Source organism: Geodermatophilus sp. SYSU D00867 (assembly GCF_054050315.1).
On record NZ_JBJGZC010000003.1, the window covers coordinates 137599 to 163974 of the forward strand.

At 76.7% G+C, this 26376-nt stretch carries 24 protein-coding genes and 2 tRNA genes; 11 read left to right on the forward strand and 15 right to left on the reverse strand.

Going from position 1 to position 26376, the window contains the following annotated elements; translation table 11 throughout:
- Positions 1 to 3: 3 nt before the first annotated feature.
- From ACI8AK_RS04165 to ACI8AK_RS04205, 9 genes are all read right to left on the reverse strand, one after another.
- Positions 4 to 606: an acyltransferase gene (locus tag ACI8AK_RS04165; protein WP_387988471.1), complete on the reverse strand. Its 603-nt coding sequence runs from the start codon at positions 604 to 606 to the stop codon at positions 4 to 6.
- Positions 603 to 1919, reverse strand: coding sequence for a lipopolysaccharide biosynthesis protein (locus ACI8AK_RS04170; protein WP_456955187.1), 1317 nt, complete (start codon positions 1917 to 1919; stop codon positions 603 to 605). The genes ACI8AK_RS04165 and ACI8AK_RS04170 overlap by 4 nt, the downstream gene beginning before the upstream one ends.
- On the reverse strand, positions 1916 to 4489 hold the full coding sequence (locus ACI8AK_RS04175; protein ID WP_456955188.1) for a glycosyltransferase family 2 protein: 2574 nt from the start codon (positions 4487 to 4489) through the stop codon (positions 1916 to 1918). Before ACI8AK_RS04175 ends, ACI8AK_RS04170 begins: the two co-directional genes overlap by 4 nt.
- Before the next feature lie 33 nt (positions 4490 to 4522).
- Complete coding sequence (locus ACI8AK_RS04180) at positions 4523 to 5347, reverse strand: polysaccharide deacetylase family protein (RefSeq protein ID WP_456955189.1); 825 nt, start codon at positions 5345 to 5347, stop codon at positions 4523 to 4525.
- Entirely contained in the window at positions 5344 to 6366 is a 1023-nt protein-coding gene (locus tag ACI8AK_RS04185) for a glycosyltransferase family 2 protein (RefSeq protein WP_456955190.1), read from the reverse strand. The genes ACI8AK_RS04180 and ACI8AK_RS04185 overlap by 4 nt, the downstream gene beginning before the upstream one ends.
- Positions 6363 to 7256 (reverse strand): glycosyltransferase family 2 protein, encoded by an 894-nt coding sequence (locus ACI8AK_RS04190; RefSeq protein ID WP_387988466.1) that lies wholly within the window; start codon positions 7254 to 7256, stop codon positions 6363 to 6365. Before ACI8AK_RS04190 ends, ACI8AK_RS04185 begins: the two co-directional genes overlap by 4 nt.
- 375 nt (positions 7257 to 7631) lie before the next feature.
- A complete protein-coding gene (locus tag ACI8AK_RS04195; RefSeq protein ID WP_387988465.1) occupies positions 7632 to 8594 on the reverse strand; it encodes an alpha/beta hydrolase family protein in 963 nt (320 codons plus the stop codon).
- A gap of 105 nt (positions 8595 to 8699) precedes the next feature.
- Entirely contained in the window at positions 8700 to 9752 is a 1053-nt protein-coding gene (locus tag ACI8AK_RS04200; RefSeq protein WP_387988563.1) for a PHP domain-containing protein, read from the reverse strand.
- The gene (locus tag ACI8AK_RS04205; RefSeq protein WP_456901616.1) at positions 9749 to 10294 is read right to left on the reverse strand and encodes a DoxX family protein; all 546 of its coding nucleotides are present in this window, start codon (positions 10292 to 10294) and stop codon (positions 9749 to 9751) included. The genes ACI8AK_RS04200 and ACI8AK_RS04205 overlap by 4 nt, the downstream gene beginning before the upstream one ends.
- A gap of 142 nt (positions 10295 to 10436) precedes the next feature.
- Between ACI8AK_RS04205 and ACI8AK_RS04210 the strand changes: the two genes are divergently transcribed.
- Entirely contained in the window at positions 10437 to 11078 is a 642-nt protein-coding gene (locus ACI8AK_RS04210) for a hypothetical protein (protein ID WP_387988463.1), read from the forward strand.
- Between the two features lie 85 nt (positions 11079 to 11163).
- Here ACI8AK_RS04210 and ACI8AK_RS04215 read toward each other — a convergent pair whose 3' ends face one another.
- Both ACI8AK_RS04215 and ACI8AK_RS04220 read right to left on the reverse strand, forming a co-directional pair.
- On the reverse strand, positions 11164 to 12606 hold the full coding sequence (locus tag ACI8AK_RS04215; RefSeq protein WP_456955191.1) for a phosphatase PAP2 family protein: 1443 nt from the start codon (positions 12604 to 12606) through the stop codon (positions 11164 to 11166).
- A gap of 20 nt (positions 12607 to 12626) precedes the next feature.
- Positions 12627 to 13160 (reverse strand): CGNR zinc finger domain-containing protein, encoded by a 534-nt coding sequence (locus tag ACI8AK_RS04220; RefSeq protein ID WP_387988461.1) that lies wholly within the window; start codon positions 13158 to 13160, stop codon positions 12627 to 12629.
- Between the two features lie 93 nt (positions 13161 to 13253).
- Between ACI8AK_RS04220 and ACI8AK_RS04225 the strand changes: the two genes are divergently transcribed.
- The 3 genes from ACI8AK_RS04225 to ACI8AK_RS04235 all read left to right on the forward strand — a co-directional run bounded on the left by ACI8AK_RS04225 (position 13254) and on the right by ACI8AK_RS04235 (position 14733).
- The gene (locus tag ACI8AK_RS04225; protein ID WP_456955192.1) at positions 13254 to 14456 is read left to right on the forward strand and encodes an MFS transporter; all 1203 of its coding nucleotides are present in this window, start codon (positions 13254 to 13256) and stop codon (positions 14454 to 14456) included.
- Positions 14457 to 14550: 94 nt separating this feature from the next.
- Positions 14551 to 14639, forward strand: a tRNA-Ser gene (locus tag ACI8AK_RS04230).
- A gap of 21 nt (positions 14640 to 14660) precedes the next feature.
- Positions 14661 to 14733 (forward strand) — tRNA-Arg (locus tag ACI8AK_RS04235).
- Between the two features lie 62 nt (positions 14734 to 14795).
- Here ACI8AK_RS04235 and ACI8AK_RS04240 read toward each other — a convergent pair.
- Positions 14796 to 15263, reverse strand: coding sequence for a DUF6194 family protein (locus ACI8AK_RS04240; protein ID WP_456955193.1), 468 nt, complete (start codon positions 15261 to 15263; stop codon positions 14796 to 14798).
- A gap of 63 nt (positions 15264 to 15326) precedes the next feature.
- Between ACI8AK_RS04240 and ACI8AK_RS04245 the strand changes: the two genes are divergently transcribed.
- Complete coding sequence (locus ACI8AK_RS04245) at positions 15327 to 16067, forward strand: MerR family transcriptional regulator (protein ID WP_456955194.1); 741 nt, start codon at positions 15327 to 15329, stop codon at positions 16065 to 16067.
- A gap of 121 nt (positions 16068 to 16188) precedes the next feature.
- Here ACI8AK_RS04245 and ACI8AK_RS04250 read toward each other — a convergent pair whose 3' ends face one another.
- The 3 genes from ACI8AK_RS04250 to ACI8AK_RS04260 all read right to left on the reverse strand — a co-directional run bounded on the left by ACI8AK_RS04250 (position 16189) and on the right by ACI8AK_RS04260 (position 19836).
- Positions 16189 to 17034 (reverse strand): universal stress protein, encoded by an 846-nt coding sequence (locus tag ACI8AK_RS04250; protein WP_387988457.1) that lies wholly within the window; start codon positions 17032 to 17034, stop codon positions 16189 to 16191.
- The gene (locus tag ACI8AK_RS04255) at positions 17031 to 18455 is read right to left on the reverse strand and encodes an amino acid permease (protein WP_387988456.1); all 1425 of its coding nucleotides are present in this window, start codon (positions 18453 to 18455) and stop codon (positions 17031 to 17033) included. The genes ACI8AK_RS04250 and ACI8AK_RS04255 overlap by 4 nt, the downstream gene beginning before the upstream one ends.
- 64 nt (positions 18456 to 18519) lie before the next feature.
- On the reverse strand, positions 18520 to 19836 hold the full coding sequence (locus tag ACI8AK_RS04260) for an alpha-hydroxy-acid oxidizing protein (RefSeq protein WP_456955195.1): 1317 nt from the start codon (positions 19834 to 19836) through the stop codon (positions 18520 to 18522).
- A gap of 264 nt (positions 19837 to 20100) precedes the next feature.
- Here ACI8AK_RS04260 and ACI8AK_RS04265 point away from each other — a divergent pair, with 264 nt between their 5' ends.
- From ACI8AK_RS04265 to ACI8AK_RS04290, 6 genes are all read left to right on the forward strand, one after another.
- Positions 20101 to 21018 carry a hypothetical protein gene (locus ACI8AK_RS04265; RefSeq protein WP_456955196.1) on the forward strand — a complete coding sequence of 306 codons (918 nt, stop codon included), beginning with the start codon at positions 20101 to 20103 and terminating at the stop codon, positions 21016 to 21018.
- A gap of 25 nt (positions 21019 to 21043) precedes the next feature.
- Positions 21044 to 21541 (forward strand): MarR family winged helix-turn-helix transcriptional regulator, encoded by a 498-nt coding sequence (locus ACI8AK_RS04270; protein WP_456951132.1) that lies wholly within the window; start codon positions 21044 to 21046, stop codon positions 21539 to 21541.
- Between the two features lie 71 nt (positions 21542 to 21612).
- Positions 21613 to 23130, forward strand: a complete 1518-nt coding sequence (locus ACI8AK_RS04275) for an HAD-IIIA family hydrolase (protein WP_456955197.1) — start codon at positions 21613 to 21615, stop codon at positions 23128 to 23130.
- Positions 23127 to 24149, forward strand: a complete 1023-nt coding sequence (locus tag ACI8AK_RS04280) for a glycosyltransferase family 9 protein (protein ID WP_456955198.1) — start codon at positions 23127 to 23129, stop codon at positions 24147 to 24149. The genes ACI8AK_RS04275 and ACI8AK_RS04280 overlap by 4 nt, the downstream gene beginning before the upstream one ends.
- Positions 24146 to 25126 carry a glycosyltransferase gene (locus tag ACI8AK_RS04285; RefSeq protein ID WP_387988450.1) on the forward strand — a complete coding sequence of 327 codons (981 nt, stop codon included), beginning with the start codon at positions 24146 to 24148 and terminating at the stop codon, positions 25124 to 25126. The genes ACI8AK_RS04280 and ACI8AK_RS04285 overlap by 4 nt, the downstream gene beginning before the upstream one ends.
- Positions 25123 to 26367 carry a glycosyltransferase gene (locus ACI8AK_RS04290; RefSeq protein ID WP_387988449.1) on the forward strand — a complete coding sequence of 415 codons (1245 nt, stop codon included), beginning with the start codon at positions 25123 to 25125 and terminating at the stop codon, positions 26365 to 26367. Before ACI8AK_RS04285 ends, ACI8AK_RS04290 begins: the two co-directional genes overlap by 4 nt.
- Positions 26368 to 26376: the final 9 nt, after the last annotated feature.

Below are 26376 nucleotides of genomic sequence, written 5' to 3' on the forward strand. Positions count from 1 at the left end.
AACTCATGTGGTCGCCTCTCCTGCGCCGATCCTGCTGGGTCCGACCTCGCGGACACGACGGGCGGGGACACCGGCGTAGACGCCACGGGGCAGGCAGTCGGCCGCCACGACCGCTCCCGCCGCCACGACCACGTCGTCGCCGATCGTCACGCCGGGCAGGACGGTGACGCGGGCGCCCAGCCACACGCGGTCCCCGATCACCACGGGCAGGCCACTGGCCTGCGACCGCCACGTCCCGCCCGGACCGCGGTGGTCCGAGGTGATGATCATCGTCTGCATGCCGACGGCGCAGTCGACGCCGATCTCGACCGGCGCGACGGCCTCGATGTAGCACTGCAGGTTCAGGTAGCTCCGCGCCCCGATCCGGACGTTGCGCGGATCCCCCTCGAAGCGGCAGGCGGGGCTCACCACGAAGGAGTCGACCGCCATGCCGCCGAGCCGGTAGAGCGTGCGGCGCAGCACCTTGGGGACGGCGAAGGAGGCCGCCACCCGGTTGAACCAGAGGTTGCGCCGGAAGACGCGCGCGTCGAGGCGCAGCGACTCCACCAGCAGCCGGAGGTCGGACCGGCGCGGCGTCCCCCGGCCGGCGGGCAGCGCCGTGGTCACGACGCGGCCTCGGGCCGGGCGGGCACCTCGGTCTCCGCCTGCCGCGGCCGGCCCGCGCTCGCCACGAGCTCCCGGTACAGCCGCCGCCCGATCGGCAGGACGGCGAGCGCCGTGACGACCTCGGCGGCCAGGTACACCAGCGCGAGCCCCTCGAGGCCGAAGTCGGTGAGGCCCACGGCGGTGACCGCGAGGAACACCACCGCCTTGACCGCGAGGGCCGTCACCAGCGGCCGCAGCCGCTTGCGCGCCACGCTCAGGGCGGTGAAGATCACGAACCCGGCGCTGAAGGGGAAGGACAGGGCGATGATGCGCAGCAGCGTGGTCCCCTGGTCGGCGTACTGGGAGCCGAGGAGGGCGAGCAGCAGGGGCGCGGCGGCCACGGAGACCGTCGTCGCCGCGACGCTCACCAGCGCGGTGAGGCGCATCGACCGCTTGATCAGCCGACGGAAGGCGGCCGCGTCGTTGGCGTACTCGACCACGAAGGCCATGGCGATGCTCCACACCAGCGTGCCGAAGGAGACGCTGACGTACCACGGGACGTAGAAGTAGGCGGCCGCCTCGCTGCCGAGCTCCGCGGAGACGAGCACGGGCGGGAGCAGCGCGACGCAGCTGGCCAGCGCGCTGGCCGCGTAGTCCCCGGCCACGAACCCCTTGATGGAGCTCCAGCCGACGTCGGCCGACCCGGTGGACGTCACCACGTGCCGGGGGACCAGCCGGCGGAACACGAAGGTGTTGACCACCAGGACGGCCAGCAGGGTGGGCACCACCAGCGCGGCGAGCGCACCCCAGCGGCTGGACAGGAGCACCAGCGGGAACAGGAGGGCCACGCGGAGCAGCCCGGCCACCAGGTTCTCCAGGGGCACCCACACGGCTCCGCCGAGGGAGGTGAGCGCGCCGTCCTGGACCAGGAACAGGGCGTAGCACAGCGTCGCGCCCACGAAGACCAGCGGGACGAACCACTCGTCGCCGAGGATGGCGCTGCCGAAACCCAGTGCGACGAAGCCGAGGGTGACCACCAGGCCCATGCCCAGCGCCAGGCCGTAGGCCCGCGCGATGAAGCCCCCGGTCGCGCGGCCGGCCTGCGGGACGAAGCGCAGCAGCACGCTGACGATGTTGAGCTGGGCCAGCCCCGCCAGGAAGGTGATGGCGGACAGGGCCGACGACGCCTGACCGACCGCCGAGGCCGGCAGCAGGCGGGCGGCCACGATCCAGAACACGATGCCCAGGACACCGGTGAGGACCGTGGAGGCCATCAGCGCCACGGCGTTGAGCTCCATGGCCCGGCGCTTGCGCGGGGCCGCGGTGGCGGTCACGAGGTCTCCTTCGCGCGGGCTGCGAGGTAGGCGCGCGGCCCGGACACCATGCCCCGGAGGCGCAGCCGGCGGAGCTCCGCCGGGAGGCCCTCGAGCAGGGTGGTCACGCCGGGGTCCCGGGGGCGGAGCCGGCTCCGTGCCACGGTGAGCGCTGCGTGTGCCAGCCCCACCAGGTGGCGGGGGTCGCGCGCGACGACGGCCGTCAGCAGCGCGGTGAACCCCGTTCCGTAGCCGGCCATCTGGCGGGCGAGCTCCGCGTCGGTGCGGCGGTGCGCGTGGCTGGTGATCGCCGAGGGCTCGTACCCGAGCGCGCGGCCGGACGCCAGCATCCGGACGACCATGTCGACGTCCTCGCCGCCGCGGCTGGGGGTCCCGGTGCCGAGGGCCTGGTCGAACGGCCCCTGGGCACGCAGGGCCGCGGTCCGGAAGGCCATGTTCGCGCCCATGAAGGTGCCCAGCTGGTAGAGCGAGTGCGTGCGGACGGTCCGGAGGGCGCCGTCCACGCGTCGCTGCACCAGGACCCGGTAGCGCGCCGGGTGCCAGGACCGGGCGCGCGGGCGCTCGAGGCGGAGGGTCTCGGCGACGAGCACCTTCGCCGCCCCACCGCTGTGCTGCTCGAACAGCTCCTGCGCCGGGGTCTCCAGCTCGCTGGGGACGACCAGGCCGCCCAGCCCGTCGAGGGCCGGCTCCGTCGCGAACCGCTCCGCCAGGGCCCGGACCCAGTGGCGATCGGCCTCGACGTCGTCGTCGGTGAAGGCGACGACCTCCCCCACGGCCTCGTCGACGCCGCGGTTGCGTGCCGCCGAGATCCCGGGGACGGGCTGGCGGAGCAGGCGCACCCGCGGGTCGCCGAGCTCCGGCACGGCCGCGGCGGCGTCGCCGTCGGGTGTGCCGGGGCGGTTGTCGACGACCAGCACCTCGACCGGCGGGAGCTCCTGGTCCAGCAGGGCCCGCAGGCAGCGGGAGAGCCCGGCGGGCCGCTCGAGCATCGTCGGGATCACCACGGAGACGCTCGGCAGCGCACCCCCGGCCGCGACCGGGGCGTCCTCCGGCGCGGGCTCCACCAGCCGCTGCACCGCGGCGTCGCGGGCGTCGCGGTCGAGCGCCTCGGGGAGGGGGAGGGTGAACAGCCCCACCGGCCGGGCCCCGCGCCGGGCGACGACGTGCACCGCCCCGTAGCGGGCGACGTCCTCGTCGGCCAGGACGGGACCGTCGGTCCCGTCGAGGTCCCAGTGGACGACCTTGGTCGGCCGCCACCCGCCGTCCCCGGCGGGCGACGCCGCGGGGACGGCGCCGGCCTCCCGGTCCAGCCGCCGGTCCAGCCGCCGCTGCCGGATGTAGGCGCCGGGTCCGCGGAGCATCCCGGCCCGGTTCGCCGACAGCAGTTCGGCGGGGAAGTCCGCCGCGAGACCGGAGACGCGCAGGCTGTCGGAGCTGGTCATGTCCCGCACCGCCCTGCCGGCCAGCGCGGCCAGCCGGAGGAGGACGGGCGGCGAGTCGACGACCAGGGAGGTGTAGAAGGCGGTGAGGCCCGTGCCGTAGCCCTCCATCTGCCGGCGGAGCCCGGCCACGTCGCGGCGGTGGAAGTGCCGGGTGACCGCGCTGGGGCGGTAGAGGGTCGGGAGGCCCGAGCGCAGCAGGTCGGTGAAGACCCGCGTGTCCTCGGCGCCGTGCGTCAGGGTGCCGGCGCCGAGCGCGGCGTCGAAACCGCCGACGGCCCGCAGGGCCGACGTGCGGAACGCCATGTTGGCGCCGACCCCGAACGGGGGCAGGGGGTACAGGGGGCTCTGGCGGTCCCCGCTGCCCGGCCCGAAGTCGGCCGGCGTGAACCCGCGTCCCTTGCTGTGCCCGCCGAACTGCTCGAACCAGACCTGCGCACGGGTCGCCAGCTCGGCGGGGACGACCAGCCCGGACACGGCGGCGGCCTGCGGCCGCTCGGTCAGGGCACGGGTCAGCTCCGACAGCCACATGGGGTCGGCGACCTCGTCGTCGTCGATCCAGGCGACGACCTCACCCTCCAGCGGCTCCTGCAGGGCCCGGTTGCGTGCCCGGGACAGGCCGGGCCGCGGCTCGACGACGTACCGGATGTCCAGGCGGCCGGCGAAGCCCGCGACCACGTCCGCGGTGGCGGTGGTGACCGGCGCGTTGTCGACCACCCAGACCGCGAAGTCGGGGTGGTCCTGCGCGGTCAGGCTCTCGAGGCAGCCGGCCAGCGCCTCCGGCCGCTCCCGGGTGCACAGGACGACGCTGGCGCGGGGAGCGACGGCGAGGTGGCGGGCGTGCACCTCGGCGAAGCCGGGACCCGCGGCGCGACGGCGGCGCACAACGTCGCCCCACCGGCTGTCCAGGAGCCGCTGGAGCTCGTCGGCCCGCATCCCCTGATCGGGGAGCGGCACGACCTCCCACCCCACGGGCTCGCCGTCCAGGCGCAGCAGCAGCCACGCCTCGTCCGCGGTCGTCCCGTCCGGAGCCGTGCGCTGCAGCGGACCCACCGGGTCCGAGAGCTCGACGTCCAGGACGTGTGCCGCGGCGGTGTCGACCGCCGGGGCGGTGTCGTCGACCAGCGCCATCTCAGTTCGATCCGTCCGTTCCCCCGGTGGAGCTCATGTCAGCTCGCGGCCCAGCACGTGCTTGGCGGCGCGGCGAGCGGTGCGCCAGGCCGGCGCGGCGACACGCTTGAGGTGCGGCGCGAGCCCGGGCTCGCCCTTCCCGACGAGCGCCCGGAAGGCGTCGCCGGTGTCCCCCGGCCGGACGTGCAGGCGGGGAACACGGTACGGATCATCCGCGGACGTGGCGATCCTCCGCCCGACGATGCATCCGTTCGAGTAACCCGCCTCGGCGACCGCGCGCGCGACCCGGCGGCTCGAGTAGCCGTGGGGGTAGCAGAAGGAGACCACCGGCCGGCCGAGGGCGTCCTCGAGGGCCCGCCGGCTGTCGACCACCTCGGTGCGCAGGTCGCGGGAGGAGAGCGTGTCGAGCGTCCGGTGGTTGACCGAGTGGCTGCCGATCTCGACGCCGGCGTCCGCGGCGTCGGCCAGCTCCGACCAGCTCAGCCGTGACCCGTGCGGGTCGCCGGGCGGCAACCGGAGTCCGACGTCGCCGGTGGGGACGTACATGGTGGCGCGGGCGCCCAGCGAGACCAGCACCTCGACCGCGTTCGTGAAGTCGAGCAGGCCGTCGTCGAAGGTCACGCCCACGACCCGGGCGTCGGGGTCGGCGGCGCGGGCCGCGAGCGCCTCGGTGAGGCCGAGGAGGCGCCATCCCTCCGCGGCGAGTGCGCCGAGCTGCTCGGCGAGCTCACCGACGGGGACGGCGTGCTCGTTCGGTGCGGCCGGCGGTGTCGCCGGGGTCGAGTGGTACATCAGCACGGGCATCCGCCACCGCACCGACGGGCGCAGGAGGTCCCCGGCCACGGCGAGGGCGCTCACCGTGCGCCTCCGGCCCGGGGACGGCGCGCCGGCGTGGCCCTGCCCTCGTCCGGGGTCCCGCGGCCCAGGTCGTCGACGACGGCCACGGGGGCGGCCGGCCGGGAGGAGCCCGGCCGTGCGGTGAGGTACCCGAGCCCTGCCGCCGCGACCCCGGCCACGATGGCGGCAGCCCGGCCGAGTCCGCCGACGACGTCCCCCCGCAGCGCCGCGGCGAGGTTGCGGCCCACGCCGGCCAGCAGCACCGAGCGCACGTAGGCGGCCTCCTCGGCCAGGACGTGCTCGCCGGCGGTCGGGAGCGCCGCCATGTGCCGCTTGCCGGCGCCCTCCAGGTGGCTGCGGCGGAGGAAGAAGCGGAACGTCCGGCGCTCCGGCGGCACCTCGTGCCACACGACCGCGGAGGGGGTGAACCGCCAGCGGGAGCCCGGGCCGTTGTGCGCGTTGAGGCGGAGGCACAGCTCGGTGTCCTCGGGCTGGGAGGCGTCACCGACCTTGCCGAAGTCGTTGCTGAAGCCCCCGACCGCCAGGAGCGCGGTCCGGCGGACCAGCAGGTTGGCGCCCCAGACGTTGCGGACGTCGGTGCCCCCGCGCCGGGGGATCGAGCCGCCGACGACCCAGGAGAACTCCTCGGGGAACCACCGCGGCGCACCATCCGGCCAGCGGGCCTCGATCGCTCCGCCGACCCCGGTGGCGAAGGGGGCCGCCCGGTGGGCCCGCAGCAGCTCCTCGATCCAGGTCGGCTCGGCCACCTCGTCGTCGTCGAGGAAGGCGATGAGCTCGGCCGTGCTGACCATCGCCCCGGTGTTCCGCCCGCCGGACGCACCCCGGGAGTACTGGTTGGCCACGACGCGCGCCCGGTCACCGATCTCGCGGCGCAGCCGGTGCAGGAGGGTGTCGTTGTGGTCGACGACCACGATCAGCTCGACCGGGACGGTCTGCGCTGCCGCGGAGTCCACCGCGCGCAGGATGTCGGTCCAGCGGGCCTCGCTGAAGCAGGGCACGACCACGGCGACGGTGGTCATGCCACCTCCTCGACGCCGACCACGCCGGCGCGCGGCCGCAGCGCCGCCCAGTCCCCGGCCGACGGCTGGTGCCCGGTGCCGAGCGGGGACGGAGCCGTCGTCGCGGACGTGACCGACGCCGGCCGGGTGACCGGTCCCCGCGTGCCGTTGACCCGCTCGACGAGCAGGGCGCGCAGGACCCGCAGGCCGTCCCGCCAGGTGTTGAGGTTGCTCTGTCCGTGCAGGCGGGGGAACTCGAAGCTGGGGACCTCGGCGATGGTCAGCCGGGCCTTCGCCACGCGCGTGTTGATGATCGTCTCGATCTCGAACCCGTCACCCCAGGCCTTGTGGTCGCGCTCGCCGTCGGAGGCGTCGAGGGCGAGCACCGGCAGGCAGTGCGTCCAGAAGGCGTTGTACCCGTAGCAGAGGTCGCTGTAGGAGGTGCCGTAGAGCACGTTGACGATCCGGTTGAGCCAGCGGTTGCCCCAGGCCCGCAGCTTCGTGATGTCGGCACTGCCGCCGCCCGGGGCGAAGCGCGTGCCCTTGGCGAAGTCGGCACCGGACGTGAGCGCCGCGACGTAGGCCGGGATCTCCCGCGGGTCGGCCGAGCCGTCGGCGTCCAGCATGACCACGATGTCGCCGGTCACCGCCCGGAAGCCGCACGCCAGGGCGTTGCCCTTCCCCCGCCGGTTCTGGCGGACCACCACGACGTCGGGACGGAGCCTGCGGGCCACCTCGACGGTGTCGTCGACGCTGCGCCCGTCCACCACGATGACCTCGTGCAGGTCCTCCGGGAGCAGGGCGAAGACGTGCGGGAGGTTCTTGGCCTCGTTGTACGTCGGGATGACCACGCTGATCCGGGGCGCGGTGCCGGGGTGGTGGTGCAGTGCGGTGCCCTCGTGTGGGCGCATGCCGGTCCTCTCGTTGCGGAGTCGGGTCCGGTTTCGCCTCTGCTCGCCGTCGGGTGGATGGCGACCAAGTCGCCCGACGGGTCATCGCTACCCGTGGTGCTGCTGCTGAGTGGTGTCCTCGCTGGCCGGTCAGTCGGCGCAGGGGAACCCGGGACGCGTGACGGCACATCGGTGTGCTGGTCCCCCGTGCCACCTGGCCGGCGTCGCACTCCCATGCTGACGGAGAGTCGTCGCCGTGTCCACAGAGTGATGGGTGCGTCACGTCATCGGGTGAACACCGCTGACGGTCGAGGACCCACGGTAGCCGATCGCCGGAGCCGTCCACCCACCCGGGTGGACGACCCCACCCGGGCGGGTGTCCCGGCCCCGGCGGGATCAGCCGAGTCGGTCGTCGACGATCTCGGCGGTCCCGGACTCCTCGACGGCCGACCGCATCTGCGTCAGCGCCTCCGGGTCGGCGTCGAGCGCCCACTCGAGGTAGTCGGTCGTGGCCTCGGCGATCACCGGCCAGGTCGGGGAGCTGTCGTCGTCGTAGGCACGGCTGTGGTCGGCGTCGGGGACCTCGATGAAGGCCTTCGGCTCCGGGGCCCGGCCGTAGAGCTCCGCGCCCTGCTCCAGCGGGATCGCGTCGTCGTTGCCGCCGTGGACGAACAGGACGGGGGTGCCGGCCTCGGCGAACGGCCGGGTCAGCTGCTGCCCGAGCTCCGGGACGAGGTAGGTCAGCTCGCCGCCGGCGAGGACGAGCGCGGCGTCGAAGCGGTCGTCGAGGTCCCCCTCACTGCGCAGCAGGGCCGTCGTCAGGGCGCCGAGGGAGTGCCCGGCCGCGGCGAGCCGCTCCTCGTCGATGACGCCCTCCACGTCGCTGCCCTGCGTCCGGCCGAGCTCGAGGACCCGGTCGAGGACGAAGGACACGTCCGCGGGCTGCTGCAGCACGTCGGCGCGGATCTCCTCGGTCCCCTCCGCGCTCAGCGGGAACCGCGGCGCCGCGACGACCATGCCGGCCGAGGCCCAGCGGCTCAGCAGCTCCTCGTAGGCCTCGGGCGAGGCCAGGTAGCCGTGGCTGAACACGACCAGCGGGTAGGGGCCGTCACCGCCGTCGGGGTACCAGATCGTGGTCTCCAGCGTCCGGCTCGCCGCCAGCTGGTTGCCCTGGTCGTCCACGGTCGGCCTCGACGGGTCCTCGAAGGTGACCGTGGTGCTCGTCACCTGCAGCGCGGTGGGCTCGGCCGGCGTCGCGTCCTCGGGCGTCGCGTCGTCGGGCGTGGCGGAGGAGCAGCCGGTGACGAGCAGGGGAGCCACGAGTGCGAGGAGGACGCGGTCGCGCCAGCGGTTCGCCATGACCCCAGTCTCCGGCATCGGGCTGGAGCACCCCGGGACCAGGGCGCCCGGTGGGAGGTCTCACACGCCGCCGCCCGACCGGTCACCGGGGTCCGTGGCTCGCGCTCAGCCGGCGGTCCACTCCAGCAGCTCGTCGGCGGTCCAGGTGTTGACCACCCGGTCGGGGTCGACGCCGGTCTCGACGGCGCGCTCGCAGCCGTTGCCCTGCCAGTCGAGCTGGCCGGGGGCGTGCGCGTCGGTGTCGACGGCGAACCGGCAGCCCAGCTCGACGGCGAGGGACAGCAGCCGCAGCGGCGGGTCCAGCCGCTCGGGCCGGGAGTTGATCTCGACGGCGGTGTCGTGCTGCGCGCAGGCGGTGAACACGGCCTCGGCGTCGAAGGCGCTCTCCGGCCGCGGCCGCTGCCGCCGTCCCTCCCGCTGCTCGCGGGGGATCAGCAGCCGCCCGGTGCAGTGCCCGAGGACGTCGGTGTGCGGGTTGGCGACCGCGGCGAGCATCCGCTCGGTCATGGCCGCGGACTCGGCGCGCAGGTCCGAGTGGACGCTGGCCACCACGACGTCGAGGCGGCCGAGCAGCTCGTCGGTCTGGTCGAGGCTGCCGTCGACGTTGATGTCGCACTCGATGCCGGTGAGGATCCGGAACGGCGCGAGCTCCGCGTTGAGCTCGGCGACGACGTCGAGCTGGCGCTCCAGCCGCTCCGCCGTCAGCCCGTTGGCGACGGTCAGCCGCGGGGAGTGGTCGGTCAGCGCCATGTACTCGTGGCCCAGCCCGATCGCCGCCTCGGCCATCTCGCGGATCGGGCTGCCGCCGTCGGACCAGTCCGAGTGCGTGTGCAGGTCGCCGCGGAGGGTGGCGCGGAACTCGGCGACGTCGTCGGCCAGCGGCACGAGCTCGGAGTGGGCCTCCTCGAGCCGGGCCAGGTACTCCGGCACCTCGCCGGCGTGCGCCTGCACGATCGCGGCGCCGGTCTTGGGGCCGATGCCGCGCAGGTCGGTGAGCGTGCGCGTGCGGATCCGCCGGTCGAGCTCCTCGGGCCCGATCGTGTCGACGACGGCCGCCGCGGTGCGGAACGCGGCGACCCGGTGCGTGGGCTCGCGGGCGCGCTCCAGGAGGAAGGCGATCCTCCGGAGCGCGGCCGCGGGTCCGAGAGGTGTGCTCAGCTGGCCTTCCTCGCCTTCCTGGCGGCCTTCTTCTGGGCCTTGGCCGCGCGCCGGGTCGCCTTCTCGTAGTTCTTCTCCGTCGACTCGGCGGCGCGCCTGGCCGCGCGGCGGGCCCGGTAGCCGACCGACGGGCGGCCCTCGGTGTCGACGGCGGCGATCAGCAGGCCGCCGAGCAGGCCGGCGTTCTTGAGGAAGTTCGACAGCTGGCCGAAGCGCTCCTCCGGGTCCTCGTGCTCCCAGAAGCGGTGGCCGGCGAAGGTGGTCGGGACGATGCTCCCGGCCAGCGCGAGCGCGCTCAGGCGGGGCAGCTTGCCGAGCGCGAACAGCGCGCCCGCGCCGACCTTGATGCCGGCGTCGATCTTCACCCACTGCTCGGTGTCGCGCGGCACCTGGACCGGCAGCTGCTGGTCCGCCGTCCTGGTGATCGTGTCGACCACCGGCTGGGCCCCCGGCACCCGGGTCTGCGGGTTGCGCAGGGTGTCGACGCCGCCGTAGAGGAACGACGCTGCGAGCAGGGGCCGGGCGATCCGGCGGACCAACATGGATGACCTCTTCCGTCGATGGGACCTCAGGCGTGTCCCTTGCCCAGGCAGCGGTTCGGGACACCTGATCGGAACCTAGTGATCAGCACCTCTCCGCGCTCGGTCAGTGCAGGGGCCGCCCGCAGCGCGGGATGATCGGCCGGTGCACCCGTCGGCCCGTCCGCAGTGGCGGCCCGCGTGGTGGGTGCTCCTGCTCGGGCTGGCCGCGATCGTCCTCTTCGGGACCGCCTTCGCGGTGCGGCTGAGCTGCGTTCTCGGGCACTGTGCGGTCCCGTCGGTGCGGTACCTGCTCGACCTCGACGCGGTCGGCGGGCTCCCGCGCCTGTTCACCACCGGCGTCTTCGTCGCCGTGGCGGCACTCGCGGGCCGCGCGTGCCGCTCGGCCACCGGCCGGGCCCGGCCGTGGTGGGCGGCGGTCGCGGCCGCGGGGCTGGCGCTCGCGGTCGTGAAGCTGGCGAGCGCGCACTCGCTCGCGGAGGCCGGGACGTCCCCGCTGACGACGCTGCTCCTCGGGCTCGCCGTCGCCGTGCCGTCGCTGTGGCTGCTCGCGGTGGCGGGCCGGGCGTGGGACGTCCCCGCGACGGTGCCGGTGGTGGCCGCGCTCGCGGGCTACGCCCTCGCCGCCCTGGGCCTCGACGTGCTCACCCACCTGGCCGGGCTGCTCGCCGGTGGTGCCGGGGCGGCGTCGGCGACGTTCGTCGAGGAGCTCGGCGAGGCGCTCGCCGCGGTGGCGGTCCTGGCGGTGGTCCGGTCCGGGACGTCGGCCGCTCGCCCCGGCCGGTGAGCGGACCGCGTGGGGGTGTTCCCCGTGCGTCGCCGGTGCCGCCGGGCCGGCAGGGCGCGAGGAACGCCCGCGACGGGGCGCGGGGTCAGGCCGTGCGGCTGCAGTACACCGTCAGCGGCGCGCGCTTGCCGAACACGAACGACGACGCCGCCTCGCCCGTCTCGCCGTCGTAGGCGACGCGCTGCGGGCCCGACCACAGGTGCACGTGCAGCTCCGGCGTCGCGGAGGTGGCGTAGCCGGAGCTGCGGTCACTGATCCCGAGCAGGGCGCCGAGCACCGCGCGGGTGCGGCTGAACGGGACGTCGGCGCGCAGGTACTGCACGTCGAGCAGGCCGTCCTCCAGCCGCGGCCGCCACGCCGGCGCCAGGCCGCGCGGGGTGTAGCGGCAGTTGCCGACGAACAGGATCCAGACCTCGACCGGCCGCCCGTCGAGCACCATCGACACCGGCGTCCCGGCGCGCAGCACCTGCGCCGCCGCCACCGCCGTCGCGGTCCACCGGCCGAGCCGCCGCTCGAGCGCGTCGCGGCGCCGCACGAGCTCCGGGTAGACGCCGATGCTCGCGGTGTTGAGGAACGGCACCCCGTTGACGTCGGCGACGTCCACGCGCACCGCCTGCCCGGCCGTCACCGCGTCGGCGGCGTGCTCGAGCGTCTCGACCCCGAGGTCGCGGGCGAAGTGGTTGAGCGTCCCCGCCGGGAGGACGGCCAGCGGCAGCGCGGCCTCCAGCGCCACCGCTGCGGCGGCCGCCACGCTGCCGTCCCCGCCGGCCACGCCGAGCGCCGTGGCCCGCCCCGACCGGGCGGCCTCCTCGAGCAGGTCGCCCACGCCGCACCCATCGGACGCCGCCAGCACCTCGGCGCGGGGCAGCAGGCGCCGGATCTCCTCGGCGGGGTCGTAGCCCTCCGGCCCCGACCGCGGGTTGACGGCGACGACGAGGCCCTCGCCGTCGGGCAGCGCGGGGGCGCTGCTCCCGGGCCGCACGCGCGCCGGCTCGGTCGGGCGCACGGGCCACCACCGCCGGCCGGCCAGCGCCACGCCGGCCCCGATGGCCAGCCCCGAGACGACGTCACCCGGGTAGTGCACGCCCACGTGCACCCGCGAGTACCCGACCGCCACCGCGAGCGGGGCCAGCGCGGCGCCGGCCAGCGGGTCCTCCATCGCCACGCCGGTGGCGAAGGCGGCCGCCGACGACGAGTGGCCGCTGGGGAAGGAGAGGGTGTGCGGCGCCCGCCGCAGCCGACGGTCGGCCGCCAGGTTCGCCAGGTCCGGCCGCACCCGGCCGAACAGCCGCTTGAGGACGGCGTTGACCACGCCGCTGGCGACCGCTAACGAGCCCAGGCCCCGCACCGCGCCCCGCCGCGGCGCCCCGCGGCGCAGCCCGAGCACCAGGGCGATCGCGAACCAGAGCTTGCCGTGGTCGGCCGCCCGCGACAGCCGTCGCAGCCAGCGGTCGGCCGGGCTCGCGGGCAGCGCGCCGACGGCGGCGTGCAGCCGGGCGTCCCAGTGGCGCAGCCGCAGCGGGGTCACCCGCGGGACGCTAGCCCTCCTCAGGCCTTGCGGCGGGCCCGGTAGGCGGCGACGGTCGAGCGGCTGGCGCAGGTGTTCGAGCAGTACCGGCGGCTTGCGTTGCGCGAGGTGTCGACGTAGACGTCGTCGCAGCCCTCGGCCGAGCAGACGCCGAGCCGCTGCCACCCGTGCTGGGCCACCACCTGGGACAGCCCCATCGCCACCGTCGTCGTCAGCTGCTCGAGGGCGGAGGCGTCGGGGCGCGCGTAGTGCAGGTGCAGCTCGCCGTCGTGGTCGGTGGCGTAGGGGTGCGGCCGGGCCAGGGCGAGCAGCTCGTTGAGCCGGGCGATGACGTCGTCCTGCGTCCCCGCGACGGCGACCGCGCGGACCAGGTCGGAGGTCGCGGCGGCGCGGCGGGTCTCGGCGGGGGAGAGCTCCAGCGCCGTCTCGGGGGTGAACCACTCGTCGTGGGCGCGCAGGAACGCCACCGCCCAGTCCGGATCCGCCGCGCGGTCGGCGTTGGCCAGGTCGATGGCCAGCTCCACGGCGTTCGACCCGTAGGTGTCGTAGTCCATGTGACTCCCTACCGCCCTGCTATCGTCGTAGGTGGTCAACGACTCTTGACCCCCTACTGTTCCTCTTCCTCGATCTCCGAAGCGAGTTCCGTCGTGCGTGCGTACCTGTCCGTCTGGCGCCTGCCGTCCGCCCCCGTGCTGCTGCTCGCCGGCTTCGCCGGCCGGCTGCCCTCGGCGATGGTCCCGCTGGCGCTGCTGCTCATGGTGCAGCAGCAGACCGGTTCCTACGCCGCCGCCGGCCTCGCGTCGGCGACCTACGGCCTCGCGATGGCCGCCATGGCGCCGGTGCTCGGCCGGCTCGCCGACCGGCGCACCCCGCGCCCGGTCCTGCTCGGCCAGGCCGGCGCCTACCCCCTCCTGCTCGCCGTGCTGGTGGCCGTCGTCCTCGGCGGCGCGCCGATCGCGGTCGTCGTCGCCGCGTCGGCGGCGGCCGGTGCGGCGACGCCGCTGGTGTCGGGCACCGTGCGGGCGCTGTGGTCGCGGGTCGACCCGCGGGTGCGCGGCACCGCCTTCGCCCTCGACGCCACCGCCACCGAGCTGGTCTTCGTCGCGGGCCCCACGCTGGTCGCGACGCTCGCCGTCCTCACCGGCCCGGCCTGGGCGCTCGGCGTCGCCGGCCTGCTCGCGGTGGCCGGCGCGCTGGGCATCGCGACGTCGAGGGCGCTGCGCGGCTGGACGCCCGTGCCGGCCACCCAGCGCACCAGCCCCTTCGCCACCGTGCTCGCCCCCGGCATGCCGCGGGTGCTGGTCAGCGGATCGGCGCTGATGCTCGGCTTCGGCGCGCTGGAGGTGGCCATCCCGGCGTTCGCCGACGCCGCCGGCTCGCCCGGCATGTCGGGCCTGCTGCTGGCGCTGTGGTCGCTGGGCTCGGTGGCCGGCGGCCTGTGGTTCGGTGCCCGCGTGGTGAGCGCCTCGCTGCCGCGCCAGTACCGGTGGCTGCTGCTCGGCGTCACGATCGGCCTGGCGCCGCTGGCCGCGGCGTCGAGCCCGTGGGTGCTCGGCGCGCTGCTGTTCCTCGGCGGGACGGCGATCGCGCCGACGCTCACCGTGCAGAACTCGCTGGTCGGCGCCCTCGCCCCGGCACACGCCACCACGGAGGCCTTCACCTGGCTCTCCACGATGGCCACCGGCGCCTCGGCGGTCGGCGCGGCGCTCGGCGGGGCGCTGATCGACGGCCCGCACGGGGTGACCGGCAGCCTGGTGCTGGCGGTGGCCGGCGCCGCCGTCGCGGTGCTGGTGACCCTGCTGCCGGGGCGTCGCGCGGTGTCGTCCCCGCGGGAGCGGGTGGCCGTCTGAGCCCTCCCTCCCGGCCCGGCCCCCCCGGGCTGGGAGGGTCGCGGAGGCCGCTGGTAGTCTCTTCTCCGGTGGTTCCGGGGGGACTCGGACCCCGGGAGGCTTCGCCTAGTCCGGTCTATGGCGCCGCACTGCTAATGCGGTTTGGGTTAATCCCCATCCCGGGTTCAAATCCCGGAGCCTCCGCGCACGACAACTGCACAGCACGCACCCGTAGCTCAACGGATAGAGCATCTGACTACGGATCAGAAGGTTAGGGGTTCGAATCCCTTCGGGTGCACGTCTTGGTTGAGACACCGCCACGGCCCCGCTCCTCACGCAGGAGCGGGGCCGTGGTGTTCCTCACGCCCGCGCCCGCCGCTCCGTCCGCGCCCGGGCCCGGGCGTGCGCCCGGGTCAGCAGGTCGCGCACCGTCGCCTCCGTCCGCGGCCCCGGGTCGACCACGCAGACCCAGCCCAGCTCGCCGTGGACCGGGTGCGCCGGCACGGTGTCGGTCGCGTCCGGGGCGGGCTCGTCGTCGCCGGCCGGCTCCCGCGGCGCCCGGCCGACCAGCGCGGTGAACTCCTCACGCCCGACGCCGACGTCCACCCGGAACGTCCCGGGCCGGTCCAGCCGCGACGACCGGTCGCCGGGTACGTCCTTGGTCACGACCGTCGCGAACGGCTGGGTCCGCGGCACGACGCCGTCGGGCGCCCAGTAGAGGAAGACGTCGCCCCAGGCCGCCTCCGGCGAGCCGTCGCCCGGGCCCGGCCGCAGGACCAGGACGCCGCCCGGCGAGGTGGCGTGACCGATGATCTCGTCGATGTCCACGCCTTCGAGCGTGGCATCCAGGTCCCTGTGGAGGGTCGGGCCCGAGGAGACGGGGAGGAACCGGTGCGGAGTCTCCAGTCGGGCCTGCGGACGGTCGACGTCGCCCGGCGGGCCGGGTGCTCGGTGCAGCACGTGCGCGACCTCGAGGCCGCGGGCGTGCTGCGTCCGGCCGGGCGCACCGCGTCGGGGTACCGCACCTTCGCCGAGGAGCACGTCCGCGCGGCGCAGGCCCACCGCGCTCTCGCGGCCGCCGTCGGGCCGGTGCACGCCACGGAGCTCCTCCGCACCGCCCACCGGGACCCGCCGGGGCTGCTCCGCCTCCTCGACGCCGCCCACGCCCGGCTCGACGCCGAGCGGCGCGACCTGGCCCTCGCCCGCGAGGCCGCGGAGCTGATCGCCGGTGAGCCGATCCGGGACGTGCGGCCCTCGGACGCGATGGGCGTCGCCGAGCTCGCCGCGGCCCTCGGCGTGCGCCCGTCGACCCTGCGGCACTGGGACGCCGAGGGGCTGGTCAGCCCGAGACGGGGAGCCGGCGAGGCGCGCCGCTACTCGCCGGCCGACGTCCGGGACGCCCGGATCGTCCACCAGCTCCGCCGGGCGGGGTACCGCATCGGCCCGCTCCGGGAGCTCGTGCCGCGGTTCCGCGAGGCGGGGCGGCACGACGACGTCCGCGCCGCGCTGGCCGCCCGGGACGCCGACGTCGACGCCCGGTCCCGGGCGCTGTTCGAGGGGACCGCCGCGCTCGCCGCGCTGCTCGGCGCGGGCGTCGGGGGAGGGGATCGAGGGGCGGGGGGCCGGTCCTGACGGTCTGGCCGCGTTGGTCGGTCCACCGAGCTGTCGGTGGCCACTCGATTGCCGGCTGCCCCCGCCCACGTCCACTGTGAGCCGCATCACAGGAGGCGTCAACCCCGCCCGGGCGTGTCCCTCAACCCTCCGTGCCGCGCGGGACCACGACCACCGGGACCGGCGCCGCGCGCACGATGCGGGTCGCCGTCGAGCCGAGGAACACCCGGGCCAGCGGACCCAGCCGGGACGAGCCCACGACCAGCAGGTCGCCGTCGGACCACCCCGCGGCGGACACCGCACCGGGCCACCCCGGGCCCCGCGCCACCGCGGTCCCCGGCGGGCCGGGCAGGCCGGCGGCCACCCGGTCCAGCTCCTCCCGCGCCTGCCGGGCCCACGCGGAGGCCACCTCGCGCTCGACGTGCAGGCCGGTCTCCGAGGGCAGCAGCGGGTCGCGCTCGGGCGCGAAGGTGACCAGGCGCAGCGGCACCTCCCACGCGGCCGCGGTGCGCTGCGCCCAGGCCAGCGCGGCGCGGGAGCGGTCGGTGCCGGCCCACGCGCAGGTCAGCCGCGTCACGCGCGGCCCCGGCGCGCCCGCCCGCGCGGCCAGCGCCAGCGGCACGGGGGAGGAGCGCAGCAGGTGCTCGGGCACCGCGCCCTCCCGGCCCAGGACCAGCAGCGTCCCGCCGACCTGCCCGACCACGGTGACCAGCCCGGCCGGCACCGACGGCGCCTCGAGGGCGACGGTGCGCACCTCGGCCACCCCGGCCTCCCGCAGGTCGTGCGCCGCCCGGCCCTGGCGGGAGCGGACGACGTCGGCGACCCACGTCCGGTACTCGTGGTCCACCCGCGGGTCGGGGAAGCCGCGCGGGACCACCGTGGCCACCACGACGTCGTCCCCGCCCGTGCGGGCGAGCGTCGCGGCCAGCCGGAGGTGGGCCGCGCCGCCGTCCTCGAGGTCGGCGGGGTGGCCGACGACGAGGGTCACCGGGGCGTCCGCAGCGCCGAGTGGGTGCGGGCGTAGGTGACGTAGACGACCGCGGCGATCGCCAGCCAGCCGGCGAACAGCGCCCACGTGACGCCGGGCAGCCCCCAGATCAGGTAGAGGCAGAAGAGCACCGACAGCAGCGGCACCACCGGGAAGCCGGGCACGCGGAAGCCGCGCGGCAGGTCCGGCTGCGTGCGGCGCAGCACGACCACCCCGATCGACACCACGGTGAAGGCGACCAGCGTGCCCATGCTGGTGAGGTCGACGAGGAAGTCCAGCGGGACGAACCCGGCCAGCAGGCCGACGAACAGCGCGACGGCGACCGTGCCGCGCACCGGGGTCAGCGTGCGGCGGTCGACCCGGCTGAACAGCGACGGGATCATGCCGTCCCGGCTCATCGCGAACAGGATCCGCGTCTGGCCGTACATGGTCACCAGCGTCACCGAGAAGATCGAGACGACCGCCCCGGCGGCCAGGACGACCGCGGGCCAGCGCGACCCGGTGACGTCCTCGAGGATCACCGCGAGCCCGGCCTCCTGCCCCTCGAAGGCGCCGGCGGCCTGGGCGCCGACCGCGGCGACGGCGACCAGCAGGTACACCGCCGTCACCACGACGAGGGCGCCGACGATCGCCCGCGGCAGCGTCCGGCGCGGGTCGCGCACCTCCTCGCCGGCGGTGGAGACGGCGTCCAGGCCGATGAAGCTGAAGAAGATCGACGACGCCGCGGCGCTGATCCCGGCCACGCCGAGCGGGGCGAAGGGCGCGAGGTTGCCGGCGTCGAAGGCGGTGAACGCGACGGCGGCGAAGAACAGCAGGACGCAGACCTTGAGCACGACCATGACGGCGTTGGCCCGCGCGGACTCGCTGGCCCCGCGGACCAGCAGCAGCGCGCACAGGGTCACCAGCACGATGGCCGGGAGGTTGACCGCGCCACCCGCGCCGGGGGCGAAGGCCAGCGCGTCGGGGATGCGCACGCCCAGCAGGTCGTCGAGCAGCTCGTTGAGGTACTCGCTCCAGCCCACCGACACCGCCGCCGAGCTGACCGCGTACTCCAGCACCAGGCACCAGCCGACGACGTAGGCGACGACCTCGCCGAGCGTCGCGTACGCGTAGGAGTACGACGAGCCCGCGACCGGGATGGTGGAGGCCAGCTCCGCGTAGCAGAGCGCGGTGAACCCGGCGGTGATCGCCGCCAGGACGAACGACACGACGACGGCGGGGCCGGCCTCGGGCACGGCCGTGCTCATCACGAAGAAGATCCCGGTGCCGATCGTGGCGCCGATGCCCAGCCCCATGAGCTGGCCGACGCCGATGCGGCGGGCCAGCGCCCCGCCCTCGGGGTCGCCGGCGCCGGTCTCCTCGACCATGAGCGCGACCGGCTTGCGGCGGAACAGCTGGGAGCGCACGGAGGGAGCACTCACGCGGACCTCCTCGACGGCGGGTCGACCGCGCCCACCCTCCCGCCTCGGCACGGGGGCGGCGAGTTCAGCCCACCCGGCGGAGCACCTCCGGGCCCAGCTCGGCGACCGAGGTGTGACCGGTGAGGCCGAGCGTCAGGTCGAACTCGCCGAGGACGTCGGAGACGACCTGCCGCACGCCGGCCTCCCCGGCCAGCCCCAGGCCCCAGGCGTAGGGCCGGCCGAGCAGCACCGCCCGCGCGCCGAGGGCGACGGCGACCAGCACGTCGGCGCCGCTGCGGACGCCGCTGTCGAGCAGCACCGGCGCGCGGTCGCCGACCGCCGCGACGACGTCGGGCAGCGCGTCCAGCGCGGAGATCGAGCGGTCCACCTGCCGGCCGCCGTGGGTGCTCACCACCACGCCGTCGACGCCCTCGTCCAGCGCCCGCCGGGCGTCGTCGGGGTGCAGGACCCCCTTGAGCAGGATCGGCAGCCGGGTGCGGGCCCGCAGCCAGGCGAGGTCGGCCCAGGTGATCGAGGGCCGGGAGTAGGTGGCCAGGAACGTCTCGACGGCGGCCCGCGGCAGCGGCGAGCGGAGGTTCTGCCGGAGCGGGCCGGGCCAGGCGCGGGCCATCCCGACCATCGCCAGCACCGCGGCGAGCGTGGGCCGGGGCTGGCGGTCGCGCCCGGCGGCCTCGCCCGCCTGCGCGGGGGCGGCGTCGCCGGCCGCGGCGACGCGGGCCTCGACCAGCCGCCGGAACGCCGGGTCGGAGGTGTACTGGGCGATCCCCTTGCCGAGCGCGAACGGCAGGTGCCCGAGGTCGAGGTCGCGCGGGCGCCAGCCGAGCATCGTGGTGTCGAGGGTGACCACCAGCGCCTCGCAGCCCGCGGCCTCGGCCCGGCCGACCAGGCTCTCGACCAGCTCGTCGGAGGTCGACCAGTACAGCTGGAACCAGCGGGGCGCGTCGCCCATGGCCTGCGCGCACGTCTCCATGGGCACCGACGCCTGGTTGGAGAAGACGAACGGCACCCCGAGGGACGCCGCGGCGCGGGCCACCGCGAGGTCGGCCTCCCGGTGCACCAGCTCCAGCGCCCCGACCGGGCCGAGCAGCACCGGCGCGGGGATCCGCCGCCCGAGCAGCTCCACGGAGGTGTCGCGGTCGCTCACGTCGCGCAGCACCCGGGGGACGACGGCCCACCGGTCGAAGGCGGCGCGGTTGGCCCGCTGCGTGTGCTCCTCCCCGGCGCCGCCGGCCACGTAGGCGTAGGCCCGGGCGGTCAGCCGCGCCCGCGCCCGGCGCTGCAGGGGCTCCGCGGTGGTGGGGACGAGCGGCGAGCGCCCGTACACCCCGGCGCGGTAGACCTCGTTCTGGCGGCGGCGACCGGTCCCGGCTGCTGAGTCCACGGGGCCACCGTAGTGATCCGGCTCACCGGCCCCGCCCGGCCCTCGCGGCCCCCGCGGTCCCGACACGCCGGGCCGTTCGCCGCGACGCGCCGTCGGCCCGTCGTCAGCGGGCGTCCACGGACCGCATGATGGGGGAGCGCCGCCACCGGAACCACCGGTGCCGCGGCGTGCACGACCGCTCGAGGGGGAAACGTGCCGGTCGGGTCCGTGCCGAGGCACACGCCCCGCCCCGTCGTGCCGACGGGGCCCTCTCTCCTGTTCGCCGTGTCCGGCCTCCTGGCCGGCTGGGTGGCGCTGGCCGGCCCCGCGCTGGCCGCCGACGACCCGGCCCGGCCCGACGCGCGCGTCACCCACGGGCCGAGCTGCCGCCCCGGCGGGGTCGCGGTCGAGGTGACGGCGGGGACCGTGGCCTACGCGGTCACGCTGGCCACCACGCGCAGCCCGGACGGCGAGGACTCCGCCGAGCTCGCCCCCGGCGAGACGGTGGTGCTGCGGACCGGTGACGTCGACTGGGGCGAGACGATCGACAGCCGGCTGGAGTACGCCGCGCTCGACGGCTCGGGGACGGCGTACACCGACGAGCTCGACGGCTTCTCCTTCACCCGCCCGGCCGAGGAGGACTGCGCCGCGATCACCGCGCCGCCGCCCGCGGAGGTCCCGCCGGCCCCGATGCCGACCCCCGTCCCGGAGCCCGGTGCCCCGGCGGGCGAGGCCGTGCCGATGCCGGTGCCCGGCCTGCCCGCTCCGGAGACCGCCCCGGGAGCTCCCGCCGACGGCCCGGACGCCGGCGCCTCGGTGTCGGCCTCGGCCGAGCAGGTGGCCGCCGGCGGCGAGGTCGTGCTGAGCGCGGCGGGCTTCGGCGCGGGGGAGCAGGTCACGGTCAGCGGCCCCGACGGCACGGTGCTCGGGACCGCGGTGGCCGCGCCGGACGGCACGGTCGAGGTGGCCGTCCGCATCCCCGACGGCGGGGTCCCCGGGCCGACGACGCTCGAGGTGGTCGGCGCCGACAGCGCGCGCACCGCCGCGGTGGACCTGCGCGTCGCCGCGGCGCAGGGGCCGGTCGACCCCGACCCGCTGCCGCTGCCGCTGGTGGCGGCCGGCCTGGCGCTGGTCACCACCGCCGCGGGGCTGGTGCTGGCCGCGGGCCGGCGGCACCCCGCGGACCCGACCGGGAGCGCCTGACGCGGACCTGGGCGACGATGGTGCGGTGACCCCCGACGACGTGCTGACGACCGGGATCCCGGCCGACCCCGCGGCACTCGCCGGAGCCGCGCCGGGCGCCGCGGAGACCTGGCTGCGGATCGTGCAGGTGCACGACCGGATCACCCACCGGGTCGACTCCGCGCTGCACCGCGAGCACGACCTGTCCCTCACCGGCTTCGAGGCGCTGCGGCGGATCGCCGAGGCGCCGGGCGAGCGCGCCACGATGGGCGAGGTCGCCGAGGCCCTCGGGCTGTCCCGCGCCGGGGTCACGAGCACCGTCGGCCGGCTGGTCGAGCAGGGGCTGGTCGTGCGCGAGCGGCGGCCGGGGGACCGGCGGCTGCTGCACGCGCGGCTCACCGAGGCGGGCCGCGAGCGCGTCCGCGCCGCCGCGGTCACCCACGACGAGCTCGTCGCGCACCTGCTCACCCTCCTGGGTGACGACGCCGCGGTCGTCACCGACGCGCTGGCCCGGGTCTCCGCCGCCACCCGCATCCGCCGATGAGCTGAGGACCCTCCCGTCCCCCGGCCGGAACGACGTCGTCCGGGGGAACTTCAAGCCCGTAGTGTTTGCGGGTGGTCGCGCCCGGGCAGGGCGCGATCATGTCCGTGAGCTGCACCGTCGTCGTGCCGACCATCGGCCGGCCCTCGCTCGACGTGCTGCTCGACGCGCTGGCCGCCATGCCCGGCCCCCGCCCGGCCGAGCTGGTCGTCGTCGACGACCGCCCCGCCGGGTCCCCGCTGGCCGTCGACCGGCCCGGCCTCCCGCCGGTCCGCGTCGTCCGCACCGGCGGCGGCGGGCCGGCCCGCGCGCGCAACCTCGGCTGGCGCACCGCCCGCACGGAGTGGATCGCCTTCCTCGACGACGACGTCGTCCCGGACCCCGACTGGTACGAGCGGCTGGCCCGGGACCTCGCCGACCTGCCCGCCGACGTCGCCGGCAGCCAGGGCCGGGTGCGGGTGCCGCTGCCGGAGGACCGCCGGCCCACCGACTGGGAGCGCGGCACCGCCGGCCTGGCCACCAGCTCCTGGATCACCGCCGACCTCGCCTACCGCCGCGCCGCGCTGGCCGCCGTCGGCGGGTTCGACGAGCGCTTCCCCCGCGCCTTCCGCGAGGACTCCGACCTGGCGCTGCGCGTCATGGACACCGGCAGCCGGCTGGTGCGCGGGCAGCGCCGGATCACCCACCCGGTCCGGCCCACCGACCGGTGGGTGAGCGTGCGCGTGCAGGCCGGCAACGCCGACGACGTCCTCATGCGCCGGCTGCACGGCCCGGGCTGGCGCGAGCGCGCCGACGCCGCGGTCGGCCGCCGTCCGCGGCACCTCGCCGTCACCGCCGCCGGGCTCGCCGCGCTCGGCCTGGCCGCCGCCCGCCGTCCCCGCGCCGCCGCGGCCGCGGCGCTGGCCTGGGCCGCCGGCACCGCCGAGTTCGCGTGGGCCCGCATCGCGCCGGGCCCGCGGGACCGGGCCGAGGTGACCACCATGGCGCTCACCAGCGCGGCCATCCCGCCGCTGGCCACCTGGCACTTCCTGCGCGGCGCGGTGCGGCACCGCCGCGTGGCGCCGTGGCGCGGGCTGCCCGACCTGGTGCTGTTCGACCGCGACGGCACGCTGGTGCACGACTTCCCCTACAACGGCGACCCCGACTGGGTCCGCCCGGTCGACGGCGCCCGCGAGGCCCTCGACGCCCTGCGCTCCCGCGGCGTCCGGGTGGGGGTCGTCAGCAACCAGTCCGGCGTCGCCCGCGGGATCATCACCCGCGGCCAGGTGGACGCCTGCATGGCGCGGCTGGCCGAGCTGCTGGGCCCCTTCGACACGCTGCAGGTCTGCCCGCACGGCCCCGAGGACGGCTGCGACTGCCGCAAGCCGGCACCGGGGATGGTCAAGGCCGCCTGCGCCGAGCTCGACGTCGACCCGGCGCGGACCGTCGTGATCGGGGACATCGGCGCCGACGTCGAGGCCGCCGCGGCCGCCGGCGCCGGCGGCGTCCTGGTGCCCACACCGGTGACCCGGCGGCAGGAGGTCGACGCCGCGCCGCGCGTGGCCGCCTCGCTGACCGCCGCGGTCGACGACGTCCTGGCCGGCCGGTGGTGAGGCCCCGCCGGGGCACCGTCCTCGTCGCCCGGCTCGACAACGCCGGCGACGTCCTCCTGCAGGGGCCGCTGGTCCGCGCCGTGGCCGCGTCCGCCGAGCGCGTCGTGTTCCTCGCCGGCCCGGCCGGCGCCGAGGCCGCCGCGCTGCTGCCCGGTGTCGACGAGGTCTGGACCTGGGCCTGCCCGTGGATCCTCGGCGACCCGCCGCCGGTCGACGCCGCCGACCTGGCCGCGCTCACCGACCGGGTGCGCGCGCTCGCCCCCGACGAGGCGGTCGTCAGCACCTCGTTCCACCAGTCCCCGCTGCCGCTGGCGCTGCTGCTGCGCGCCGCCGGCGTCCCGCGGATCTCGGCCACCAGCGTCGACTACCCCGGGTCGCTGCTCGACGTCCGGCACCGGGTCGGCCAGGACGACGAGGTGGACCTGCCGGAGCCCGAGCGCGCGCTCTCGCTCGGCCGGGCGGCCGGCTTCGACCTCCCCGACGGCGACGACGGCCGGCTCGCCGTCCGCCGCCCGCTCCCGGCCGTCGGTCACGAGCCGGGCTACGTGGTCCTGCACCCCGGCGCCTCGGTGCCCGCCCGCGCCTGGCCCGCCGAGCGCTGCGCCGAGGCGGTCGAGGCGCTCGCCGACGCGGGCCACCGCGTGCTGGTCACCGGCGGGCCGGGGGAGCGGGCGCTCACCGCCTCGGTCGCCGGCACCCGCGGCACCGACCTCGGCGGGGCCACGAGCCTGCCGGAGATGGCCGCGCTGCTCGACGGCGCCGCGGCCGTCGTCGTCGGCAACACCGGCCCCGCGCACCTGGCCGCCGCCGTCGGCACCCCGGTCGTCTCGCTGTTCAGCCCGGTCGTGCCGGCCGTCCGCTGGGCGCCCTACGGCGTCCCGACCGTGCTGCTCGGCGACCAGGACGCGCCCTGCCGGGACACCCGGGCCCGCGTGTGCCCGGTCCCCGGCCACCCCTGCCTCTCGTCGGTGAGCGCCGCCGACGTCGTCGCCGCCGTCGAGAAGGTGATCGCCGCATGAGGGTCCTGGTCTGGCACGTGCACGGCTCCTGGACGACGGCGTTCGTCCAGGGCCCGCACGAGTACCTGCTCCCGGTGACCCCCGACCGGGGTCCCGACGGGCTCGGCCGCGCGCGCACCTGGGACTGGCCGGCGTCGGCCCGCGAGGTGACGCCGGAGCAGTTGCGCGACGAGCACGTCGACGTCGTCGTGCTGCAGCGGGTGCGGGACCTGGAGCTGGTCCGCGAGTGGCTGGGCCGCGAGCCCGGCCGGGACCTGCCGGCGGTGTTCCTCGAGCACAACGCCCCCGGGCTGGAGGAGGGCGCCGCGCCGGTGCCGTACACCCGGCACCCGCTGGCCGACCGCGACGACGTCCCGATCGCGCACGTCACCCACTTCAACCGGCTCTTCTACGACAACGGCCGCGCCCCGACGACGGTCGTCGAGCACGGCATCGTCGACCCCGGCGAGCGCTGGACCGGCGAGCTGGCCCGCGCCGCCGTCGTCACCAACGAGCCGGTGCGCCGCGGCCGCACGGTGGGCGCCGACCTGCTGCCCGGGCTGGCCGCCGCCGCGCCGGTCGACGTGTTCGGGATGGGCCTGTCCGGCCTGCACGAGCGGTACGGCCTGGACCCCGGCCGGGTGGCCCTGCACGACGACCCGCCGCAGGCCGCCATGCACGCCGAGCTGGCCCGCCGCCGGGTCTACGTGCACCCCGTCCGCTGGACCTCCCTCGGGCTCTCCCTGCTCGAGGCGATGCACCTGGGCATGCCGGTGGTCGCGCTGGCGGCCACCGAGGTGGTGGAGGCGGTGCCCCAGGGCGCCGGCGTGCTGTCCACCCGGCCCGAGGTGCTGTGGGACGCGGTCCGCACCTACCTGCACGACGAGGACGCCGCCCGGCTGGCCGGCAAGGCGGCGCGCGCCGCCGCGCTGGAGCGGTACGGGCTTCCCCGGTTCCTCTCCGACTGGGACACCCTGCTGGAGGAGGTCACCCGATGAGGACGCACCGGGGCACCGGCGCACCGCTGCGCATCGACCTGGTCAGCGAGCACGCCTCGCCGCTGGCGGCCATCGGCGGCGTGGACGCCGGCGGCCAGAACGTGCACGTCGCCGCCCTGGCCGCGGGCCTGGCCGCGCGCGGCCACGAGGTCACCGTGCACACCCGCCGCGACGACCCGGACCTGCCCGACGAGGTGCCCACCGCCGACGGCTACGCGGTCAGCCACCTCACCGCGGGGCCGGCGCGGGCGCTGCCGAAGGACGACCTGCTCGGCCACGTGCCGGAGCTGGCCGCCGCGCTGCGGGCCCGCTGGGGCGTGCGGCCGCCCGACGTCGTCCACGCCCACTTCTGGATGAGCGGGCTGGCCGCCGTCGAGGCCGCCGGGAGCCTGCTCACGCCGGTGCCGGTGCTGCAGACCTTCCACGCCCTCGGCTCGGTCAAGCGCCGCCACCAGGGCGACGCCGACACCTCCCCGGCCGGGCGGATCGAGCTCGAGCGGGACCTGTGCGCGGCGGTCGACCACGTGGTGGCCACCTGCAGCGACGAGGTGTTCGAGCTGCGCCGGCTGGGCCTGTCGCGCGACCGCGTGTCGATCGTCCCGTGCGGCGTCGACACCGCCGTGTTCACCCCGCGCGGCCCGGTGGCGCCGCGCTCGGGCCGGCCGCGGCTGCTCGTGCTCGGCCGGCTGGTGGAGCGCAAGGGCCAGGAGGACGCCGTCCGCGCGCTGGCCGCCGTCCCGGACGCCGAGCTGGTCGTCGTCGGCGGCCCGCCGGCCGACGCGGTGGACGCCGACCCCGAGGTGCGCCGGCTGCGCGCCGTCGCCGCGGAGGTCGGCGTGGCCGACCGGGTGTGCTTCGCCGGGTCGGTCGCCCGCGCCGACGTGCCCGCCTGGGTGCGCTCGGCCGACGTCGTCCTGGCCGTGCCCTGGTACGAGCCGTTCGGCATCACCCCGCTGGAGGCGATGGCCTGCGGCCGCCCGGTGGTCGCCACCGCCGTCGGCGGGCTGCAGGACTCCGTCGCCGACGGCGTCACCGGCGACCTCGTGCCGCCCCGCGACCCGGCCCGGCTCGGCGAGGTGCTCGCCGCGCTCCTGGCCGACGACGCTCGCCGCGCCGCCTACGGCGCGGCCGGGGTCCGGCGCGCCCGCGCCCGCTACCGGTGGGCCCGCGTGGCCGCCGACACCGAGGCCGTCTACCGGCAGGTCCTGTCCACCCGGCGTCCCGTCGAGGCCGTCCGATGAGCGCCCCTG

Bases quoted from the DNA above. Each gene is read 5' to 3' on its own strand.
- ACI8AK_RS04205 (WP_456901616.1), bottom strand. From the start codon at position 10,294: ATGTTGGTCCGCCGGATCGCCCGGCCCCTGCTCGCAGCGTCGTTCCTC.
- ACI8AK_RS04290 (WP_387988449.1), top strand. From the start codon at position 25,123: ATGAGGACGCACCGGGGCACCGGCGCACCGCTGCGCATCGACCTGGTC.
- ACI8AK_RS04185 (WP_456955190.1), bottom strand. From the start codon at position 6,366: ATGACCACCGTCGCCGTGGTCGTGCCCTGCTTCAGCGAGGCCCGCTGG.
- ACI8AK_RS04220 (WP_387988461.1), bottom strand. From the start codon at position 13,160: ATGGACTACGACACCTACGGGTCGAACGCCGTGGAGCTGGCCATCGAC.
- ACI8AK_RS04195 (WP_387988465.1), bottom strand. From the start codon at position 8,594: ATGGCGAACCGCTGGCGCGACCGCGTCCTCCTCGCACTCGTGGCTCCC.
- ACI8AK_RS04175 (WP_456955188.1), bottom strand. From the start codon at position 4,489: ATGGCGCTGGTCGACGACACCGCCCCGGCGGTCGACACCGCCGCGGCA.
- ACI8AK_RS04190 (WP_387988466.1), bottom strand. From the start codon at position 7,256: ATGCGCCCACACGAGGGCACCGCACTGCACCACCACCCCGGCACCGCG.
- ACI8AK_RS04285 (WP_387988450.1), top strand. From the start codon at position 24,146: ATGAGGGTCCTGGTCTGGCACGTGCACGGCTCCTGGACGACGGCGTTC.